25 protein-coding genes are annotated in these 18,942 nt (G+C 67.1%); 17 read left to right on the top strand and 8 right to left on the bottom strand.

Annotation, left to right across the window (positions count from 1 at the left end; translation table 11 throughout):
- Positions 1-14: 14 nt before the first annotated feature.
- Entirely contained in the window at positions 15-647 is a 633-nt protein-coding gene (locus tag BLT81_RS08905; protein ID WP_019193924.1) for a DUF1707 SHOCT-like domain-containing protein, read from the bottom strand.
- A 345-nt stretch (positions 648-992) separates the two neighbouring features.
- Between BLT81_RS08905 and rpsL the strand changes: the two genes are divergently transcribed.
- The 5 genes from rpsL to BLT81_RS08880 all read left to right on the top strand — a co-directional run bounded on the left by rpsL (position 993) and on the right by BLT81_RS08880 (position 6,575).
- On the top strand, positions 993-1,364 hold the full coding sequence (gene rpsL / locus BLT81_RS08900; RefSeq protein WP_019193925.1) for a 30S ribosomal protein S12: 372 nt from the start codon (positions 993-995) through the stop codon (positions 1,362-1,364).
- Positions 1,365-1,370: 6 nt separating this feature from the next.
- Complete coding sequence (gene rpsG, locus BLT81_RS08895) at positions 1,371-1,838, top strand: 30S ribosomal protein S7 (RefSeq protein ID WP_019193926.1); 468 nt, start codon at positions 1,371-1,373, stop codon at positions 1,836-1,838.
- A gap of 277 nt (positions 1,839-2,115) precedes the next feature.
- A complete protein-coding gene (gene fusA / locus BLT81_RS08890; protein ID WP_040421043.1) occupies positions 2,116-4,236 on the top strand; it encodes an elongation factor G in 2,121 nt (706 codons plus the stop codon).
- 339 nt (positions 4,237-4,575) lie between these two features.
- The gene (gene tuf / locus BLT81_RS08885; protein ID WP_019193928.1) at positions 4,576-5,766 is read left to right on the top strand and encodes an elongation factor Tu; all 1,191 of its coding nucleotides are present in this window, start codon (positions 4,576-4,578) and stop codon (positions 5,764-5,766) included.
- A gap of 104 nt (positions 5,767-5,870) precedes the next feature.
- Positions 5,871-6,575, top strand: a complete 705-nt coding sequence (locus BLT81_RS08880) for a hypothetical protein (RefSeq protein WP_231286585.1) — start codon at positions 5,871-5,873, stop codon at positions 6,573-6,575.
- Here BLT81_RS08880 and BLT81_RS08875 read toward each other — a convergent pair.
- The 6 genes from BLT81_RS08875 to BLT81_RS08850 are packed head-to-tail and all read right to left on the bottom strand — an operon-like array spanning position 6,572 to position 9,408.
- Entirely contained in the window at positions 6,572-7,132 is a 561-nt protein-coding gene (locus BLT81_RS08875) for a hypothetical protein (RefSeq protein WP_019193930.1), read from the bottom strand. The genes BLT81_RS08880 and BLT81_RS08875 overlap by 4 nt on opposite strands.
- Positions 7,129-7,698, bottom strand: a complete 570-nt coding sequence (locus BLT81_RS08870; protein WP_019193931.1) for a DUF6286 domain-containing protein — start codon at positions 7,696-7,698, stop codon at positions 7,129-7,131. The genes BLT81_RS08875 and BLT81_RS08870 overlap by 4 nt, the downstream gene beginning before the upstream one ends.
- Complete coding sequence (locus tag BLT81_RS08865) at positions 7,691-8,404, bottom strand: Asp23/Gls24 family envelope stress response protein (RefSeq protein ID WP_019193932.1); 714 nt, start codon at positions 8,402-8,404, stop codon at positions 7,691-7,693. The genes BLT81_RS08870 and BLT81_RS08865 overlap by 8 nt, the downstream gene beginning before the upstream one ends.
- Positions 8,404-8,604, bottom strand: coding sequence for a hypothetical protein (locus BLT81_RS08860; protein ID WP_019193933.1), 201 nt, complete (start codon positions 8,602-8,604; stop codon positions 8,404-8,406). Before BLT81_RS08860 ends, BLT81_RS08865 begins: the two co-directional genes overlap by 1 nt.
- Before the next feature lie 6 nt (positions 8,605-8,610).
- A complete protein-coding gene (locus BLT81_RS08855; RefSeq protein ID WP_019193934.1) occupies positions 8,611-8,934 on the bottom strand; it encodes a hypothetical protein in 324 nt (107 codons plus the stop codon).
- Positions 8,935-8,937: 3 nt separating this feature from the next.
- Positions 8,938-9,408 (bottom strand): Asp23/Gls24 family envelope stress response protein, encoded by a 471-nt coding sequence (locus BLT81_RS08850; protein ID WP_019193935.1) that lies wholly within the window; start codon positions 9,406-9,408, stop codon positions 8,938-8,940.
- A 547-nt stretch (positions 9,409-9,955) separates the two neighbouring features.
- On the opposite strand from BLT81_RS08850, the gene rpsJ reads away from it, so the two are divergent.
- From rpsJ to BLT81_RS08790, 12 genes are all read left to right on the top strand, one after another.
- Positions 9,956-10,261, top strand: coding sequence for a 30S ribosomal protein S10 (rpsJ, locus tag BLT81_RS08845; protein WP_019193936.1), 306 nt, complete (start codon positions 9,956-9,958; stop codon positions 10,259-10,261).
- 36 nt (positions 10,262-10,297) lie between these two features.
- On the top strand, positions 10,298-10,954 hold the full coding sequence (gene rplC / locus BLT81_RS08840) for a 50S ribosomal protein L3 (RefSeq protein WP_019193937.1): 657 nt from the start codon (positions 10,298-10,300) through the stop codon (positions 10,952-10,954).
- Positions 10,951-11,616, top strand: a complete 666-nt coding sequence (gene rplD, locus BLT81_RS08835) for a 50S ribosomal protein L4 (RefSeq protein WP_019193938.1) — start codon at positions 10,951-10,953, stop codon at positions 11,614-11,616. The genes rplC and rplD overlap by 4 nt, the downstream gene beginning before the upstream one ends.
- Positions 11,616-11,921: a 50S ribosomal protein L23 gene (rplW, locus tag BLT81_RS08830; RefSeq protein ID WP_019193939.1), complete on the top strand. Its 306-nt coding sequence runs from the start codon at positions 11,616-11,618 to the stop codon at positions 11,919-11,921. Before rplD ends, rplW begins: the two co-directional genes overlap by 1 nt.
- Positions 11,922-11,946: 25 nt before the next feature.
- The gene (gene rplB, locus BLT81_RS08825; RefSeq protein ID WP_019193940.1) at positions 11,947-12,783 is read left to right on the top strand and encodes a 50S ribosomal protein L2; all 837 of its coding nucleotides are present in this window, start codon (positions 11,947-11,949) and stop codon (positions 12,781-12,783) included.
- Positions 12,784-12,799: 16 nt separating this feature from the next.
- Positions 12,800-13,075, top strand: a complete 276-nt coding sequence (gene rpsS, locus BLT81_RS08820) for a 30S ribosomal protein S19 (protein ID WP_018017481.1) — start codon at positions 12,800-12,802, stop codon at positions 13,073-13,075.
- A 3-nt stretch (positions 13,076-13,078) separates the two neighbouring features.
- The gene (gene rplV, locus BLT81_RS08815) at positions 13,079-13,438 is read left to right on the top strand and encodes a 50S ribosomal protein L22 (protein WP_019193941.1); all 360 of its coding nucleotides are present in this window, start codon (positions 13,079-13,081) and stop codon (positions 13,436-13,438) included.
- Entirely contained in the window at positions 13,438-14,181 is a 744-nt protein-coding gene (gene rpsC / locus BLT81_RS08810) for a 30S ribosomal protein S3 (RefSeq protein WP_019193942.1), read from the top strand. The genes rplV and rpsC overlap by 1 nt, the downstream gene beginning before the upstream one ends.
- 3 nt (positions 14,182-14,184) lie before the next feature.
- Positions 14,185-14,601 carry a 50S ribosomal protein L16 gene (gene rplP / locus BLT81_RS08805; protein WP_019193943.1) on the top strand — a complete coding sequence of 139 codons (417 nt, stop codon included), beginning with the start codon at positions 14,185-14,187 and terminating at the stop codon, positions 14,599-14,601.
- A complete protein-coding gene (gene rpmC, locus BLT81_RS08800; RefSeq protein ID WP_019193944.1) occupies positions 14,601-14,831 on the top strand; it encodes a 50S ribosomal protein L29 in 231 nt (76 codons plus the stop codon). The genes rplP and rpmC overlap by 1 nt, the downstream gene beginning before the upstream one ends.
- A 2-nt stretch (positions 14,832-14,833) precedes the next feature.
- The gene (gene rpsQ / locus BLT81_RS08795; protein WP_019193945.1) at positions 14,834-15,133 is read left to right on the top strand and encodes a 30S ribosomal protein S17; all 300 of its coding nucleotides are present in this window, start codon (positions 14,834-14,836) and stop codon (positions 15,131-15,133) included.
- A 183-nt stretch (positions 15,134-15,316) separates the two neighbouring features.
- Entirely contained in the window at positions 15,317-17,401 is a 2,085-nt protein-coding gene (locus BLT81_RS08790; RefSeq protein WP_019193946.1) for a PhoX family protein, read from the top strand.
- Here BLT81_RS08790 and BLT81_RS08785 read toward each other — a convergent pair.
- Positions 17,398-18,942, bottom strand: coding sequence for a bifunctional hydroxymethylpyrimidine kinase/phosphomethylpyrimidine kinase (locus tag BLT81_RS08785; protein ID WP_019193947.1), 1,545 nt, complete (start codon positions 18,940-18,942; stop codon positions 17,398-17,400). The genes BLT81_RS08790 and BLT81_RS08785 overlap by 4 nt on opposite strands.

Here is an 18,942-nt window from a genome sequence, read left to right as displayed (position 1 = left end):
GGGGCGCCGGGGGATTAGGCGCCGCTGCCGCCGGGCTTTCGGACGATATCGACTCCACCAAAGGCGGCGAGACCGCGGACGCGGATCACGGGCGCATCAGCGCGGGGCGGCACGGGCGTGCGCGCCGAGTCGCCGAACCCGCCGAAGATGCCGACGCCCTCGGTGATCACTTTCGCGTCCTCGGGGACGATGATGTCGATACCGCCGAAGATGGCCACGCACGTGATCGTGATGTCGGGAGACTCCAGCACGGCGTGGCGCAGGTCGAGGTCGTTGCCGCTGAAGACGGTGATGCTCAGGTGCTGGGGGCTGATGGCCCAGCTGCCGCGGCGATCGGTGGCGCCGAAGACGGACACCGTGAGCGCAGAACCGTTGGCGGAGGGGTCGACGCGGGCGCTCGCCCCCTGCGACCAGGGGGCCGTATGAGAGACGACGCCGGGGGTTTCGCCGACGGGGGAGAGGTCGGCGGTCAGGGTATCGAGTTCATCGGAATAGGTAGCGTCCCAGACCTGCGCGCAGCGCGCGTCAAACTCGCTGAGGGAGATCTGGCCGTCGGACAATGCGTCGGAAAGCGCGTGCGCAGCGCGCTCACGCTGGGAGCGGGATGCGCGAAGGCGGGGCGGCTCGGGTGGAGTCGGGGTGTTCATACCCCGATAATACACCGGGCGGGCAGGTCAAGGGAGGTGGTGGCTGGCGCTGCGCGCCGAGCCCCGCCCGGCGGGCACGCGGCAACGACCGCGTGGGCTGGGTGAAAGCGGAAAAGCAATTTGCGTTCGCGTGCCCGCAGCCTGTAGTTTGAACTCTGATTCCACCGCTGGAGGATCTAGCGGGTAGGAAAATATCGAACTCCCTGACGTTCCCTCGCTGGGCGGCACGGCGGTTCATGCACGCGGTAGGGCCCCGAAGAAGAGCCCCCATTTTTGCATGTTTACCGGGCCTGCCTTCGGGCGCATTGCGGCGGGGAACCCACAACACGACAAGAAAGCGTTGGTATGCCTACTATTCAGCAGCTGGTCCGCAAGGGCCGCCACGACAAGCGTGGCAAGGTTGCTACGGCCGCCCTGAAGGGCTCGCCGCAGCGCCGCGGTGTGTGCACCCGCGTGTACACCACCACCCCGAAGAAGCCGAACTCCGCTCTGCGTAAGGTCGCCCGTGTGCGCCTGACCTCCGGCATCGAGGTCTCCGCCTACATCCCGGGTGAGGGCCACAACCTGCAGGAGCACTCCATGGTGCTCGTGCGCGGCGGCCGTGTGAAGGACCTGCCGGGTGTGCGCTACAAGATCATCCGCGGCGCGCTGGACACCCAGGGCGTCAAGGACCGCAAGCAGGCACGTTCCCGTTACGGCGCGAAGAAGGGACAGTAATCACTCATGCGTAAGCAGCAAGCTCCGAAGCGTCCCGTCGTCAAGGATCCGGTCTACAACTCCGAGATCGTGACCCAGCTGGTCAACAAGATCCTGCTCGACGGCAAGAAGTCCACCGCCGAGCGCATCGTCTATGGTGCTCTCGAGATCTGCCGCGAGAAGACCGGCACGGATCCCGTCGGCACGCTCGAGAAGGCCCTCGGCAACATCCGCCCGGACCTCGAGGTCCGCTCCCGCCGCGTCGGTGGCGCGACCTACCAGGTCCCGGTCGAGGTCAAGCCGGCTCGCTCCAACACCCTCGCCCTGCGCTGGATGGTGACCTTCACCCGTCAGCGCCGCGAGAACACCATGATTGAGCGCCTCGCCAACGAGATCCTGGACGCGTCCAACGGTCTCGGCGCCTCCGTCAAGCGCCGCGAGGACACCCACAAGATGGCCGAGGCCAACCGCGCCTTCGCTCACTACCGCTGGTAGTTCGGTAGCGGCGACGAGAGAACCAGAACTATACCGTGCACAACCCCGCCCCGCGCGCCCTTCCGCCCATTCCCAGTTGAACTGCATACTGCTTGTCCACTGAAATGGCGTAAGCGACGCTGGCGGGGTTGTCTGTTTCGTCGCCCGCGCTGCCACCTGAACAAAAAGGTGGCAAGATTGACAAAGATACATATTCGCCAGAGACGTTTCCTGCTGGCTCGGCGCGCTTCGCGGTGCCTGAGGGAGCGTCGATGACTTCGAAGTTGGGGTAATAAACGTGGCACAAGAAGTGCTTAAGGACCTGAAGAAGGTCCGCAACATTGGCATCATGGCCCACATCGATGCCGGTAAGACCACCACCACCGAACGCATCCTCTTCTACACCGGTATCAACCGCAAGGTGGGCGAGACCCACGACGGCGGCGCGACCACCGACTGGATGGAGCAGGAGAAGGAGCGTGGCATTACGATCACCTCCGCCGCCGTGACGTGCTTCTGGAACAACAACCAGATCAACATCATCGATACCCCGGGCCACGTCGACTTCACCGTCGAGGTGGAGCGCTCCCTGCGCGTGCTCGACGGCGCAGTCGCGGTTTTCGACGGCAAGGAGGGCGTCGAGCCCCAGTCCGAGCAGGTCTGGCGCCAGGCTGCTAAGTACGACGTGCCGCGCATCTGCTTCGTCAACAAGATGGACAAGCTCGGCGCAGACTTCTACTACACCGTGCAGACCATCGTCGACCGCCTCGGCGCGAAGCCGCTGGTTATGCAGCTGCCGATTGGCGCCGAGGACGACTTCGACGGCGTCATCGACCTCGTCGAGATGAAGGCCCTGCTGTGGCCGGGCAAGGTCGAGACCGGCACCCCGCCGCAGATCGAGGAGATCCCCGCCGACCTCAAGGACAAGGCGGAGGAGTACCGCGAGAAGCTGCTCGAGGCCGTCGCCGAGTCCGACGAAGAGCTCATGGAAAAGTACTTCGGCGGCGAGGAGCTGACGACCGACGAGATCAAGGCCGCGATCCGCAAGATGACGGTCGCCTCCGAGATCTACCCCGTGTACTGCGGCACCGCGTACCGCAACAAGGGCATCGAGCCGCTGCTTGATGCCGTCGTGGAGTACCTGCCGAACCCGCTCGACATCGGCGAGGTGCACGGCACCGACCTGACCGGCGACGAGAACCTCACCCGCAAGCCGTCCGTCGAGGAGCCGTTTTCCGCTCTGGCGTTCAAGATTGCCGTCCACCCCTTCTTTGGCAAGCTCACCTACGTGCGCGTCTACTCCGGCCAGGCGATCCCCGGTGAGCAGATGCTCAACTCCACGAAGCAGCACAAGGAGCGCGTGGGCAAGCTCTTCCAGATGCACGCGAACAAGGAGAACCCGGTCGACCACGCGGACGCCGGTAACATCTACGCGTTCATCGGCCTGAAGAACACCACCACCGGCGACACCCTGTGCAACCCGGATCACCCGATCATCCTCGAGTCCATGGACTTCCCGGACCCGGTGATCCAGGTGGCCATCGAGCCGAAGACGAAGGCTGACCAGGAGAAGCTCGGCACCGCGATCCAGAAGCTTGCGGAGGAGGACCCGACCTTCACCGTCAAGCTCGACGAGGAGACCGGCCAGACCGTCATCGGCGGCATGGGCGAGCTGCACCTCGACGTGCTCGTGGACCGCATGAAGCGCGAGTTTAAGGTCGAGGCGAACATCGGCTCCCCGCAGGTGGCCTACCGCGAGACCATCCGCAAGAAGGTCGAGTCCCTCGACTACACCCACAAGAAGCAGACGGGTGGTTCGGGCCAGTTCGCAAAGGTCATCGTCACCATCGAGCCCTACGAGCCGGACCTGGAGGCCCTGGAGGAGGGCGAGTCCGCGACCTATAAGTTCGAGAACGCCGTCACCGGTGGCCGCGTGCCCAAGGAGTACATCCCGTCGGTCGACGCCGGTATCCAGGACGCCATGCAGTACGGATACCTGGCTGGCTTCCCGCTGGTCAACATCAAGGCCACCCTCGAGGATGGCGCCTACCACGAGGTTGACTCCTCGGAGATGGCCTTCAAGATGGCCGGCTCCCAGGCCCTCAAGGAGGCGGTGGCCAAGGCGAAGCCGGTTCTGCTCGAGCCGCTCATGTCGGTCGAGGTCGTGACCCCCGAGGAGTACATGGGCGACGTCATCGGCGACCTGAACTCCCGCCGCGGCCAGGTCAACTCGATGGATGACCGCTCCGGCGCGAAGGTTGTCAAGGCCGTCGTCCCGTTGTCGCAGATGTTCGGCTACGTCGGCGACCTGCGCTCCCGCACCCAGGGCCGCGCGAACTACACGATGGTCTTCGACTCCTACGGCGAGGTTCCCACGAACGTCGCGCAGGAGATCATCGACGAGCGCAACGGTAACTAAGCACCGCGCTTGACGGGGATACCGGCGCCCGCGTGCCAGCGGGCGCCGGTGCTCGACCCGGCGATGCCGGAGAGTAGCGGCTGGGCTGAGGGTCCGGTGTCACCGGGGCTTGAGCCGGCCGTTACTCTCGTGGCAGATCTTCTCTCTCATCGGGCGTGACCGGCCGCGACGAGGTGCGGCCGGGTTTGAAATACGGCCCGGATGACTCTAAGATCGTGTAACTGGCACATTGTGAAATGGCCATTGTCGCGCCCGGGTTTCACCGGGGCGGGTCAAGGCGAAATGTAAACCACGTGGCTGCGAAGGTCGTAGCCACCATGAAGTCCAGGAGGACATGCAGTGGCAAAGGCTAAGTTTGAGCGTACGAAGCCGCACGTAAACATCGGCACCATCGGTCACGTCGACCACGGCAAGACCACCACGACGGCTGCCATCACCAAGGTGCTGGCGGACGCCTACCCGGAGGAGAACCAGGCCTTCGCGTTCGACGCGATTGACAAGGCTCCGGAGGAGCGCGAGCGCGGCATCACCATCAACATCTCCCACGTGGAGTACAACACCCCGAAGCGCCACTACGCCCACGTCGACGCCCCGGGCCACGCCGACTACATCAAGAACATGATCACCGGCGCTGCTCAGATGGACGGCGCGATCCTCGTCGTCGCCGCCACCGACGGCCCGATGCCGCAGACCCGTGAGCACGTGCTGCTCGCCCGCCAGGTCGGCGTCCCCTACATCCTCGTCGCCCTGAACAAGTGCGACATGGTCGACGATGAGGAGATCATCGAGCTCGTCGAGATGGAGGTCCGCGAGCTCCTCGCCGAGCAGGACTACGACGAAGAGGCTCCGATCGTCCACATCTCCGCTCTCAAGGCCCTCGAGGGCGACGAGAAGTGGGTTCAGTCCGTGCTTGACCTCATGCAGGCGTGCGACGACTCCATCCCGGATCCGGTCCGCGAGACGGACAAGGACTTCCTCATGCCGATCGAGGACATCTTCACCATCTCCGGCCGCGGCACCGTCGTGACCGGCCGTGTCGAGCGCGGTGTGCTCAACCTCAACGACGAGGTCGAGATCATCGGCATCAAGGACAAGGCGCAGAAGACCACCGTCACCTCCATCGAGATGTTCAACAAGCTTCTCGACACCGCTGAGGCCGGCGACAACGCCGCTCTGCTGCTCCGCGGCCTGAAGCGCGAAGAGGTCGAGCGTGGCCAGGTTGTCATCAAGCCGGGCGCCTACACCCCGCACACCAAGTTCGAGGGTTCCGTCTACGTCCTGTCCAAGGACGAGGGCGGCCGCCACACCCCGTTCTTCGACAACTACCGCCCGCAGTTCTACTTCCGCACCACCGACGTCACCGGTGTTGTGAAGCTGCCGGAGGGCACCGAGATGGTCATGCCGGGCGACAACGTCGAGATGAGCGTCGAGCTCATCCAGCCGGTCGCCATGGACGAGGGCCTGCGCTTCGCTATCCGCGAGGGCTCCCGCACCGTCGGCGCTGGCCGCGTGACCAAGATCGTCGAGTAATACTCGCCGCGTCGGGTCACCCGACTGAGCCCACGCCGGGCTGAACACGGGCCGCCGCTCCCTTAAAGGGAGGGCGGCCCGTTGTCATGCGTACACTCTTTCGCGTGTACGACAGCTCAGACCCCACCCGCATCCCCCGTGTCGTCGATAAGCTGCAGCGCGCGTGGGAGGGCCAGCCCTCCCTGAGCCTGCCCGCGCTCATGGGCATCCTGGCCAACCGAGGCATCGGGTGGGGCGCGAGCGACGCGGAGCTCGTCGCCGCGCTGGCCGAGATGGAGAACGAGCACCCCTCGCTTCTCGACGCCCACCCCGGCGCCCCCCACACCATCATCACCGTCGCCCCGGACCGCCTTGTCACTCTCTCCGGCGGCGTCGTGGTGGTGCGTTCCGGACACGACCCGGTGGCGATGCCGGGCGTGTGGGCCTACGATTCGCTCCGCCGTACCGGGCCGGGGCGCCCCCTCGTCGTCCGCGACACGGAGGGCATCGAGCACCGCCTCGGCGTGGTGCAGCTCATCACGCGCATCGACGACGCGGACGCGCCCGCGCTGGCGGGCCTTCACCACGAGGACGTGGGCGCGCACCGCTGGCTGGTCGCCTTCGAGGACGGCGCGCGCGCCGTCGTGGGGCAGCGCATTCGCGTCTGGGTGAAGCGCCGCCGCGACGTGAGTACGCGCACCCTCGCCTGGGCTCGCGTCGAGAACTGCGCACCTGGCGAGGACATGGTCGTCGCGCCGGCGGGAGGTCGACCCCAGGAGGTACTCGGCCGCGTCGAGCGCGTCGTCCTGCTCGAAACGGGGCAGTTCTAGCGGGTAATGCGCTCGAGCTCCACCTTGTACACCGTGCGCAGGTCGATGCCCTCGAGAGCGTCGGCGAGCTGGGCATCCGTCTCGTCGAGGAGCGCGGCGGCCTCGCGCAGCGGCAGCGCCGGATCGGTGACCACGGTGAACGTGGCAGTCGGCTCAGGCCCCACGTACGCGACCGCGCAGGACGCGCTCGAGACCATAGGGTGGGACTCTAGCGCGGAGCACGCGGCCGCCCCGACGCCGCGGACGTTGACCACGGTTGAGCCCGGGACGGGCTGGGTGCGCGTCACGGTGCGGTGGTCGAAGGCGTGGCTGCGCACGTTAGCGACGATCAGCCAAAGCCCGAGAACCAGCAGGAGCACGAGGGCGGCGACGGCTGCCGCGAAAAACCAGCGCTGCTCCGGAAGCCCGGCGACAAGGGAGCGGTCGATGCGCGTGACGCGCTCCGAAAGCACGGGGATATCCCAGTACAGCGCCGCCGGCACCACGCCCGCGGCGACGAGGAGAACGCCAACGAGAAAGGTGACAATGCGGTTGAGCGCCGCCAGGCGTCGGGTCATCGGGTGGCCTCCTCGCTGGTCGGCGGTGGCGGGGTCAGTGTGACGCTGATACGCGGCGGGCGCGAAAGCCCCGCGAAGGTTTCGGTGAGGGCCTGGCGCACCTGGGTGGCCATGGCCTCACCCTGGCCGTTGTCCTGGACGCGAACCCGCACGCGCGAGCGGGTGGCCTGGGAACGAACTGCGCTCGAACCCGTTTCTTGGATCGCGGTGTAGGTGGCTCTGCGGGCGATGTCGACCGGGCGCAGCCAGATCGACGCGCGGGAGGCGTAGCGCACGTGCGTGCGCGGCCGCGGGCGCACCGCGGCGACGAGGAAGGCAAGGCCGAGCACGGCGAAAACGACGCCCGCCGCGACTGTCCACGCGTTGACCGGCAGCTCCGACAGCCAGCGCAGGGCGTCGGCCACCCAGGAATCGTCGGGCCTGTCGGAGCCGTAGCGCACGCCGAGGTCGCGGGCGATGACACCGGCGAGCGCGCACAGCGCGACGCCGACGAGGACGGTGACCCACTGCACCGCCGCCAAGCCGCGCGGCTCGCCGCCGGGGGAGGGGGAAGCGTGATCAGGCATCGCCGCTCACCCGCTTTTGTGCCGCCGGGCGGATCGTGATGGGGGTCAGCGGAGTCGGCAGCGGCGCGCGCGGCACGCCCACCACGACTGGCTCCGGCGCCTGGACCGAACGCACCGGCTGCGGGGCCGCAACCACGGGCACGCGCGGAGGGTGGAGCCTGACGATGCGGCGGACCGTCACGGCCGGCGGCGCGGTGACGGGCCGCACCGCGGGGGGCGGCGGCACCTCGATGGGGGCCAGCGGCCGTTGCGGAGGGACGCGGGGATGGGCCAGGGGGCGTGACGACGTCCGGACCCGCGGCGAGACGACGCGCAGCGGGCGGACAGTCACCGGGGTCGGCGTGATGTCGGCGGGGTGGCGCTCCACCGCCACGCGCGTCACGGCAGCAGCGTTGTGCCGCGCGGCGGCCACGGTGACGTCGACGCGGGTAACGCGGAACCCGGTGAGCGTGGCCACCTGGGCGACAATAGCCGCCCGCACAGCCTCGGTGACCGCGACGACAGGAGAAGGGTAGGACACGGCCATCTCCACGGACATCGACGCCGTCGAGGCGGCGCGATCGAGGCTGACCTCCACGCGGGGCAGGCCGCGCCCGGCCAGGCCCGCGAGCTTCGCGTCGACGGCGGCGCAGCCCGGCACGCTCAGCGCTGCCGCCTCGGCGACGCGGGCCACGGCCTTGTCGTTGATACGTGATGTGCCCGGCATCAGCTGCGGCCCCTCCCGGACGTGGCGCTGATAATGGAGGCGAGGTCGAGCTTGCCGTCGAGCTGGGCTCCGACGAGGCCGCCGATGGCGGTGAACAGAATCAGCCACATGAGCCCCAGCCAACCGCCGAAGGTGACGAAGAAGGCGACGACGACGCCGCAGATGATGCCCAGCGCCATCTTGTTGGAGAACACGTTCATTGCGTTTCACTTTCCTTGAATGGGCGTGTGGAGGTGTCGTGAGAGCGCGTCGGTGACGATCACGTCGACGCTGTCGAGGCGGGTGACCGAGAGCACGGCCGAGCGGACGTCGTCGGCGACGTCGTACAGCGAGCGCGCCGCCGCAACGTCGACGACGACGTGGACCTCGAGGCTGCCGCGCGCGAGACGCAGCCCCTCGACCCGGCCGCCGGGGAACAGGAGGCAGACCTCGCCGAAGCGGCCTCGGTCGAGGCCGGCGACGCCGGCGACGGCCAGCGCGGCCTCGCGGGCAGCGGAGGCCTCCTCAATAGTGACGGCGGGGGCAGGCACGGGCTACTGGTCCACGCGCGGGGCGGGCACGGGATCCGCGGGCTCGTGCTCCTGGCCGGGCAGGTGGACGTCGTGGACGGTGACGTCGACGCGGTCGACGATCAGCCCGGTCATGCGGGTCACGGCGACCGTCACGTTCTCCCGGATCGCGTGCGCCAGTTCGTGGATGGCCACCCCGTACTCGGCGATGATGGCGACAGCGACGGAGGCGTGGCCCTGCTCGAGGGCGACGTTGACGCCCTGCTGGACGTTGCTGGAGGCGGTCAAGGACTCGCGCACCGCGCCCCACATGCGGGCGGCTCCTCCGCCCAGGTTGTACACCCCGGACACCTCGCGCGCGGCGATGCCGGCGATCTTGCCCACGACGGTGTCATCGATGACGGTGGTGCCGTGCTCCGTCTCCAAGTTGAGGTTGCGTTGACGGGCCTGCTCGACGGCAGGTTCGGGCGCGGGCGACGGCGTCTGCTCGGCCATGGGGGTCCTCCCTTTATGTATGCGGCTATGTATGCAGCTAAAATGCGGTATCTCCGGCGGTCAGCTGGGGGGCCACCCGCGCCGGAGGCATGTCCATTCAGGCTACACAGGGCAGGGGGTCCGCCGGGGGAGACGTGCCGTTGATCACGTCGATACGCAGCGTCTTGCGTATCCGGGGCGGAAATGTTTAAATATACCGGTTGCCGTGACATGGCGCCTCCGGGCGCGATGGTTCGGTAAACATGACACCTTCCGCCCGCGCGGCGGGAACCGGCGAAGGTCCATGGCAAATAAACAGCGGCAGTACGCAAGGGTCACGCGCCCTTCCGAGTCTGACACCCGAGCGCCCACATCGGGGCGGCTCTGGCGGAAGCACTGATACAGCACGATGTTTGTTGCCGTGCGTCTCACCTCCCGGATGTGTCATGGCAGTCAAACGACACTGGCGTTGAGCCAAGGGCCAAGCCCGGACAACGTTATAGAGAAACTAGAAGCTACAACCCCACCGCTTCACCAACGAATGTGGGGATGCGAGGAAGAGGTAAGCGTGGCGGGACAGAAGATCCGCATCAGGCTCAAGGCCTACGACCACGAGGCGATCGACGCATCCGCGAAGAAGATCGTCGAGACGGTCACCCGCACGGGTGCCCGCGTCGTCGGGCCGGTGCCGTTGCCCACCGAAAAGAACGTGTACGCCGTGATTCGTTCTCCCCACAAGTACAAGGACTCGCGCGAGCACTTCGAGATGCGCACTCACAAGCGCCTCGTCGACATTCTCGACCCGACGCCCAAGACGGTTGACGCCCTCATGCGCATCGACCTGCCGGCCAGCGTCGACGTGAACATCCAGTAAGAGCGAGATCCCCAACCTTCAGTGGAGAACTAGAACATGTCTGACAACCAGATCAAGGGCATTCTGGGCAAGAAGCTCGGCATGACCCAGATCTTCGACGAGGAAAACCGCGTTATCCCGGTCACCGTCGTCGAGGCTGGGCCGGCCGTGGTCACCCAGATCCGGACCCCCGAGACCGATGGCTACTCCGCCATCCAGATCGCCTACGGCGACATCGATCCCCGTAAGACCAAGAAGCCGCAGGCTGGCCACTTCAAGAAGGCCGGCGTCAACCCGCGCCGCTACGTCACCGAGATCCGCATGGACGACACCTCTGCCTACGAGGTCGGCCAGGAGATCACCGCGACCATCTTCGACGGTGACACCTTCGTTGACGTCGTCGGCACCACCAAGGGCCACGGCTACGCCGGCGCCATGAAGCGCCACGGCTTTGCCGGCCAGGGCGCTGCCCACGGCAACCAGGCGTCCCACCGCCGCGTCGGCTCCATCGGTGGCTGCGCCACCCCGGGCCGCGTGTTCAAGGGCACCCGCATGGCCGGCCGCATGGGCGGTAACCGCGTTACCACCCAGAACCTGAAGATCCAACGCATCGACGGTGACAACAACCTGATCCTGATCAAGGGCGCCATCCCCGGCGCCAAGGGCAGCGTTGTGACTGTCAAGACCGCAGTGAAGGGCGGTGCTCACGCATGACGAACCTGACGCTTGACGTCCACACCGCCGACGGTACGACCAACGGCTCCGTTGAGCTTCCGGCAGAGCTTTTTGACCGCGAAGTGTCCATCCCCCTGATGCACCAGGTTGTGACCGCGCAGCTTGCTGCGTCTCGCCAGGGCACCCACGCCACCAAGACCCGCGGCATGGTCCGCGGCGGTGGTAAGAAGCCGTTCCGCCAGAAGGGCACCGGCCGCGCCCGCCAGGGATCGACCCGCGCGCCGCACTTCACCGGCGGTGGCACCGTCCACGGTCCGCAGCCGCGCTCCTACGCGCAGCGGACCCCCAAGAAGATGATCAAGGCTGCTCTTGCCGGCGCCCTCACCGACCGCGCCCGCAACGAGCGCATCCACGTCGTTGAGGACCTCGTCCCGGGCCAGACCCCCTCGACGAAGTCCGCCCGCGCCTTCATCGAGCGCCTGACCGACCGCAAGAGCGTTCTGCTCGTGATCGGCCGTGAGGACGTCAACTCCCGTCTTTCCGCGAGGAACCTGCCGGGCGTGCACATCCTTGAGCCGACGCAGCTGAACACCTACGACGTGCTCAACGCCGACGACCTCGTGTTCTCGGTGGAGGCACTCCACACCTTCGTCAACGCCGCCACCGGCGTCGGCGCTGCAGCCGTGGAGGAGGATAAGTAATGGCCAAGATCGCCAACCCGCGTGACATCATCATCGCCCCGGTCCTCTCCGAGAAGACCTACTCGCTGATGGAGCAGAACACGTACACCTTCCTGGTGGCGCCTTCTGCCAACAAGACCCAGATCAAGATTGCCGTGGAAGAGATTTTCGGCGTCGACGTCGCTTCGGTGAACACCGTCAACCGTGAGGGCAAGCGCAAGCGCTCCCGCACCGGCTTTGGCAAGCGCAAAGACACCAAGCGCGCCTACGTCACTCTCCGCGAGGGCAGCGACTCCATCGACATCTTCGGCGGCGCAGCCGTCTAAGTGACTCGATAGAAAAGGACACATTATGGCTATTCGTAAGTACAAGCCGACAACCCCGGGTCGCCGCGCCAGCTCCGTTTCCGAGTTCGAGGAGATCACCCGCTCCACGCCGGAAAAGTCCCTGCTGCGCCCGCTCCCGAAGAAGGGTGGCCGTAACCAGCACGGCCACATCACGACCCGTCACCGCGGCGGCGGCCACAAGCGTCGCTACCGCGTGATCGACTTCCGCCGCTCCGACAAGGACGGCGTGCTGGCCAAGGTCGCTCACATCGAGTACGACCCGAACCGTACCGCGAACATCGCGCTGCTGCACTACTACGACGGCGAAAAGCGCTACATCATCGCTCCCAAGGGCCTGACCCAGGGCACCGTCGTCGAGTCCGGCGCAGGCGCGGACATCAAGGTGGGCAACAACCTGCCGCTGCGTAACATCCCGACCGGTACCACCATCCACGCCGTGGAGCTGAAGCCGGGCGCCGGCGCCAAGCTCGCGCGCTCCGCTGGTGCCTCCATCCAGCTGCTGGGTAAGGAGGGGTCCTACGCCGTGCTGCGTATGCCGTCCTCCGAGATCCGCCGCGTGGACATCCGCTGCCGTGCCACCGTTGGCGAGGTCGGCAACGCCGACCAGATCAACATCCGGTGGGGCAAGGCCGGCCGTATGCGCTGGAAGGGCTGGCGCCCGACCGTCCGCGGTGTCGTCATGAACCCTGTCGACCACCCGCACGGTGGTGGCGAGGGCAAGACGTCCGGCGGCCGCCACCCGGTGTCGCCGTGGGGCCAGAAGGAAGGCCGCACCCGCAACCCGAACCGTTACTCGAACAACATGATCGTGCGCCGTCGTCGCTCGAACAAGAAGCGCTAAGAGGAGGTAAACAGACATGCCACGTAGCCTGAAGAAGGGCCCGTTCGTCGACGAGCACCTCCTCAACAAGGTGGACGCTCAGAACGAGGCCGGAACCAAGCAGGTCATCAAGACCTGGTCTCGCCGCTCGACCATTCTCCCCGATTTCATCGGTCACACCTTCGCCGTCCACGACGGCCGGAAGCACGTGCCGGTGTTCGTTGATGAGTCCATGGTCGGCCACAAGCTCGGCGAGTTTGCACCCACCAAGACCTTCAAGGGTCACGTCAAGGAACAGAAGGGACGTCGATAAGCAATGGCTGAGACCATCACCACTGCATCCGCGACGGCCAAGTTCGTCCGCACTTCCCCGATGAAGGCCCGCCGCGTGCTGGCGCTCGTTCGCGGAAAGTCCGTCTCCGAGGCCCTCGCGATCCTGAAGTACGCGCCGCAGGGTGCCGCCAAGCCGGTGGCCAAGGTCGTCGCGTCCGCCGCCGCCAACGCCGAGAACAACTTCGGCCTGGACCCCCGCACGCTCGTTGTCTCTGAGGCGTGGGCGAACGAGGGCCCGACCATGCGCCGCTTCCAGCCGCGCGCCCAGGGCCGCGCCTTCCAGATCCGGAAGCGCACGTCCCACATCACCGTCGTTGTCGAGTCCAAGGAAGGGGCTAAGTAATGGGCCAGAAGATTCACCCACACGGCCTGCGCCTGGGAATCACCGCCGACTGGAAGTCCCACTGGTACGCCGACAAGAACTACGCTGACTACGTCGCCGAGGACATCAAGATCCGTGATTTCCTCTCGAAGGGCCTCGAGCGCGCCGGCATCGCCGACGTCGTCATCGAGCGCACCCGCGACCGCGTCCGCGTGGACATCCACACTGCCCGCCCGGGCATTGTGATTGGCCGCCGCGGCTCCGAGGCCGACCGCATTCGCCGTGAGCTGGAGAAGCTCACCGGCAAGATGGTCGCCCTGAACATCCTCGAGGTCAAAAACGTCGACGCTAACGCGGCGTTGGTGGCGCAGTCCATCGCCGAGCAGCTGGTCAACCGCGTTGCCTTCCGCCGCGCGATGCGCAAGGCCATCCAGTCCGCAATGCGCAACCCGCAGGTCAAGGGCATCAAGGTGATGACGTCCGGGCGCCTGGGCGGCGCCGAGATGTCGCGCGTCGAGCGCTACCACGAGGGCCGCGTGCCGCTGCACACGCTCCGCGCGGAGATCGACTACGGCATTGCAGAAGCACACACCACCTTCGGCGTCATCGGCGTCAAGGTGTGGATCTACAAGGGCGACGTCGTCGGTGGCGTTCGTGAGTCCGAGCTCAACGCTCCGGCCAACGAACGCCGCGGCCGCGGCGACCGCCGCCCGCGCCGCGGCGGCCAGCGTCGCCAGCGCGCCGAGCAGAAGCAGGAGGGCTAAAACATGCTTATTCCTAAGCGCGTGAAGTACCGCCGCCAGCACCGCCCGCACCGCCGTGGCGTGTCCAAGGGTGGCAACACCATCAACTTCGGTGACTACGGTCTCCAGGCTCTCGAGCCGGCCTACATCACCAACCGACAGATCGAATCTGCGCGTATCGCGATCAACCGCCACGTCAAGCGCGGCGGCAAGGTCTGGATCAACATCTTCCCCGACCGCCCGCTGACCCAGAAGCCGCTCGGCGTGCGCATGGGTTCCGGTAAGGGCCCCGTGGAGAAGTGGGTGGCGAACGTCAAGCCGGGCCGCATCCTCTTCGAGATGTCCTACCCGAACGAGGAGACCGCGATCGAGGCTCTGCGCCGCGCGGGTGCGAAGCTGCCGTGCAAGGTTCGCATCATCAAGAAGGAGGACCAGTTCTAATGGCTAACGGTACCCCCGCATCTGAGTTCCGCGAGCTCACCGACGATGAGCTGCACACCCGCCTGACCGAGGCGAAGGAAGAGCTGTTCAACCTGCGCTTCCAGCTCGCCACCGGCCAGCTGACCAACAACCGCCGCATCTCCACCGTCAAGCGCGACATCGCACGCATCTACACCGTGCTGCGCGAGCGCGAGCTCGGCCTGTCTGTCGTCCCGGGAGCTGAGGCATAACCATGACTGAGGCAAACGTGAACGAAACCAAGGTGACCGAAAACAAGAAGCCGAAGGGCCTGCAGAAGCGCCGCCGCGGCTACGTTGTGTCCGACAAGATGGACAAGACGATCGTGGTCGAGGTCGAGGACCGCAAGTCCCACAGCCTCTACGGCAAGATCGTGCGTACCACGAACCGCGTGAAGGCCCACGACGAGGAGAACACCGCCGGCATCGGCGATCTCGTCCTCATCGAGGAGACCCGCCCGCTGTCGAAGGACAAGCACTTCCGTCTCGTCGACATCATCGAGAAGGCCCGTTAAGCGAGCCAGCCCGAAGCCCCGCCCCGTGCGGGGCTTTTTGCTTATCGACGTCCACCTCACCGCCTCCCAAGCGTCACGCACTGTTTACCTCGTTGGTCCGCTCGCGACACCCGCCGACGCTACTCTTCCTGTGTCCTACACATCGTGGTGACCAGCACCATAAGCGCGAGAAGGAGCCGACACATGGGATTGAAGGGCCTGAAACTACCGTTTGCGTCCAACCGTTCGAAGCTGACCTGCACCTACAAGTGCGGTAACGCCTGCTACGGCGAGTGCGCGAACACCTCTGACAACGAGTACTTCGGCGACATCGTGTCGCGCCGCGGCGTGCTGCAGGCCTTCGGCCTCGGCGTGGTCACCGTCGGCGGCGGCGCGGCCCTCGCGGCGTGCGCGACGGAGGACGAGGCTGCCGCGCCGGAGGGCACCACCAGCCCGCAGGACACCGCCACCCAGGCCAACGACGCCCCGCCGCGCCCCGGTATGCAGTTCGAGTCCGTGGAGCCGAACACGGAGGACCTCGTGGTCGTCCCGGCGGGCTACACCAGCGCCGTGCTCATCGCCTGGGGCGACCCGGTGTACGAGGACGCGCCCGAGTTCGACCCGATGAACCAGACCGCGGAGGCCGCGGCGCGCCAGTTCGGCTTCAACAACGACTTCGCCGGTCTTCTCGAGCACCCGGACGACCCGAACCGCCTCGTCTACGTGTGCTCGCACGAGTACTCCACCGAGCCGCACATGTTCCCGAACTACGATCCGGAGAACCCGACGGACGAGGAGATTAACATCGGCATCGCGTCCCACGGCCACACCGTGCTCGAGGTGTCCAAGGTGGGCAACTCCGGGCAGCTGCAGCGCGAGTTCGGCCCGCTCAACCGCCGCATCACCGGCACGACCGAGTTCGAGCTGAAGGGTGCCGCCGCAGGCTCCGACCTGCTCAAGACCAGCGCCGACCCGACCGGCACGATGGTGCTGGGCACCTTCAACAACTGCTCCGGCGGCGTCACCCCGTGGGGGACCTTCCTCTCCGGCGAGGAGAACATCGACCAGTACTGGGCCAACGCGGCCGCGGTGACCGATGAGCGCGCGGCCGAGGACGTCAAGCGCTTCGGCGTCGAGGAGGGCGCCTCCGAGCGCAAGTGGGAGCGCATCCACGACCGCTTCGACCTGGCCAAGGAGCCGAACGAGTTCCACCGCTTCGGCTACATCGTGGAGATCAACCCCTTCGACCCCGAGTCCACCCCGGTCAAGCACACCTCCATGGGCCGCTTCAAGCACGAGGCCGGCACGATCCACGTCACCGACGACGGCACCGTGGTGTGCTACTCGGGTGACGACGCGCGCTTCGAGTACATCTACAAGTTCGTCTCCTCCAAGCAGATCAAGGAGGGCGACGTCGCCCACAACATGACCATCCTCGACGAGGGCACCCTGTACGTGGCCTCCCTGGAGGGCAACTCCCCGCAGGACCAGATCACCGGCGACGGGGAGCTGCCGGAGGACGGCCACTTCGACGGCACCGGCACCTGGCACAAGCTGCTTACCGCTACTGCCGACGGCGTCGAGTCGCACGTCGACGGCTTCACCGGCGAGGAGGTCGCCGTGTTCACCCGCCTGGCGGCCGACGCCGTCGGCGCAACAAAGATGGACCGCCCCGAGGACTTCGAGCCGCACCCGGAGACCGGCAAGCTCTACCTCGCCCTGACGAACAACTCCTACCGCGGCGCCACCGGCGAGAACGCGGAGAAGAGCAAGGAAGACGTCATGGAGTACGCGCCGATCCGCGAAAACAAGAACGGCCTGGTCATGGAGATCGACGATGAGCACGCCGGCGAGTCCTTCACCTGGAACCTGCTGCTCGTGTGCGGCGACCCGGAGGCCGCACAGACCTACTTCGGTGGCTTCGACGAGTCGAAGGTGTCCCCGATCTCCTGCCCGGACAACCTTGCCTTCGACAGCCACGGCAACCTGTGGATCTCCACCGACGGCAACGCGCTGGGCAGCAACGACGGCCTCTACGCCGTCGGCCTCGAGGGAGAGAACCGCGGCCAGGTCAAGTGCTTCCTCACGGTGCCGAAGGCCGCGGAGACCTGCGGCCCGATCGTCGACGACATGCGCGTCATGGTCAACGTACAGCACCCGGGCGAGGAGGACGACGCCACCTTCGAAAACCCGGGCTCGAACTGGCCGGAGGGCGGCGACTCCGTCCCGCGTCCGGCCGTCGCCGTTGCGTGGCGCCCCGACGGCAAGCAGATCGGCGTCGACGCCTAACGCGTCACGCCCTGAAGCCGCGCCGCTTGGTCGAAGAACTCCCGCTCGAAGAAGCAGGAGTGCATGAAGGCCTCGCGCGCGGCTTTTCGCTGCGCGGGGGAGCCCTCATCCAGCGCCTGCTCGGTCAGCTCGATGGCGCGGGAGGTCTCGGCGACGAAGTCCTCGCCGCCGTAGAGCGACAACCACGCGTGGTAGGGGTGGTCCGGGTGGTCGGCGTCGGCGAGGTGCAGGCCTACCTCGGCGTAGAGCCAGAAGCAGGGCAACACCGCGGCGGCGGCGACGGCGTAGTCGCCGGTCGCCGTCGCCGCCTTCAGGTGGCTGACGTAGGCGAGGGTGACAGGGGAGGGAGACTGCGCGGCCTCGCCGAGACCGCGCTGAGACAGCCACTCGCGGTGCAGGCTCGCTTCTTCGGCCGTGGCACCGGTCGCGGCGGCGGACCACCACTCGTGGGCGGTGCGACTCGGGGCCTTGGAGGCGACAAGTGATAGCGCGCGGGCGTACTCGGACAGGTAGTAGGCATCCTGGGAAAGGTAGAACTCGAACGCGCGCGCGGGCAGCGTGCCGGCGCGCAGCTCGGCGAGAAAACTCAGGCCCAGAGTGTCCGGCCACGCGCGCGCCGCGGCGCGCCCCCACAAGTCGGCGGTGTGGGGGCCAGCGGCCGCGATGCGAGGCCGCGGCTCGGAGGCCGGGGCGGGGTCGGTGTTCCAAGGGGTGGTGTCCGCGGCGGCTGCGAGCCGGCGCAGCGGGCGCATGTGGTCGACGGGGCCGTGGCCCTCGCCGACGTTGAGGGCGGCGCCGCCCGCGATGGCGTCGTGGAGCCAGCGCGTCGAGTGCTCGGCGGCTGCGGCGGGGGAGGCGTCGAGAAGCAAGCGCGTTGCCAACGCGGCCGACAGGGAGCAGCCCGTGCCGTGGGTGGTGGTGGTCTCAAGCCGCGGCAGGCGCGTGACGTGGACCTCGCCGGAGGGGGTGACCAGCGCGTTCGAGGCCTCGGGGGCGTCGAGGTGGCCGCCCTTGACCAGCACCTGCACGTCGAGGTCGGCGGCGAGCGCGGCGCCCTGCTCGAGCGCCGCGTCGAAGGTGGTGGCGGGAGACGCGCCCGCGAGGATCGCCAGCTCGGGGATGTTGGGGGTGACCACGCTCGCGTGCGCGCGGACGAGATCCCGCAGGCTGTCCTCGGCGTCCTCGCTGAGGAGGCGGTCGCCGGAGGTGGCCACCATCACCGGGTCGATGACGACCACGTCGACTGGGTGAGCGGCCAGAAAATCGTTGACGGTGCGGGTGATCTCGGCGCTGCCGAGCATGCCCACCTTGACGGCGTCGACGGCGACGTCGTCGAAGACGGCCTCGAGCTGGGCGACGAGGAAATCGGTGGGCGGGGTGTGCACCTCACGCACGCCGCGGGTGTTTTGGGCCACAAGCGCGGTGACCACGCACATGCCGTAACCGCCGGAGGCGGCGATGGACTTGAGGTCGGCCTGGATTCCGGCCCCACCCGTGGGGTCGGTGCCGGCGATGGAGAGGACTCGGGGTTGGTGTGTCAT

It is taken from the genome of Corynebacterium timonense (assembly GCF_900105305.1).
GTDB lineage: Bacteria > Actinomycetota > Actinomycetes > Mycobacteriales > Mycobacteriaceae > Corynebacterium > Corynebacterium timonense.
Note: the sequence above shows the minus strand (reverse complement) of the source record. Positions and strands in the feature narration are given on the sequence as shown.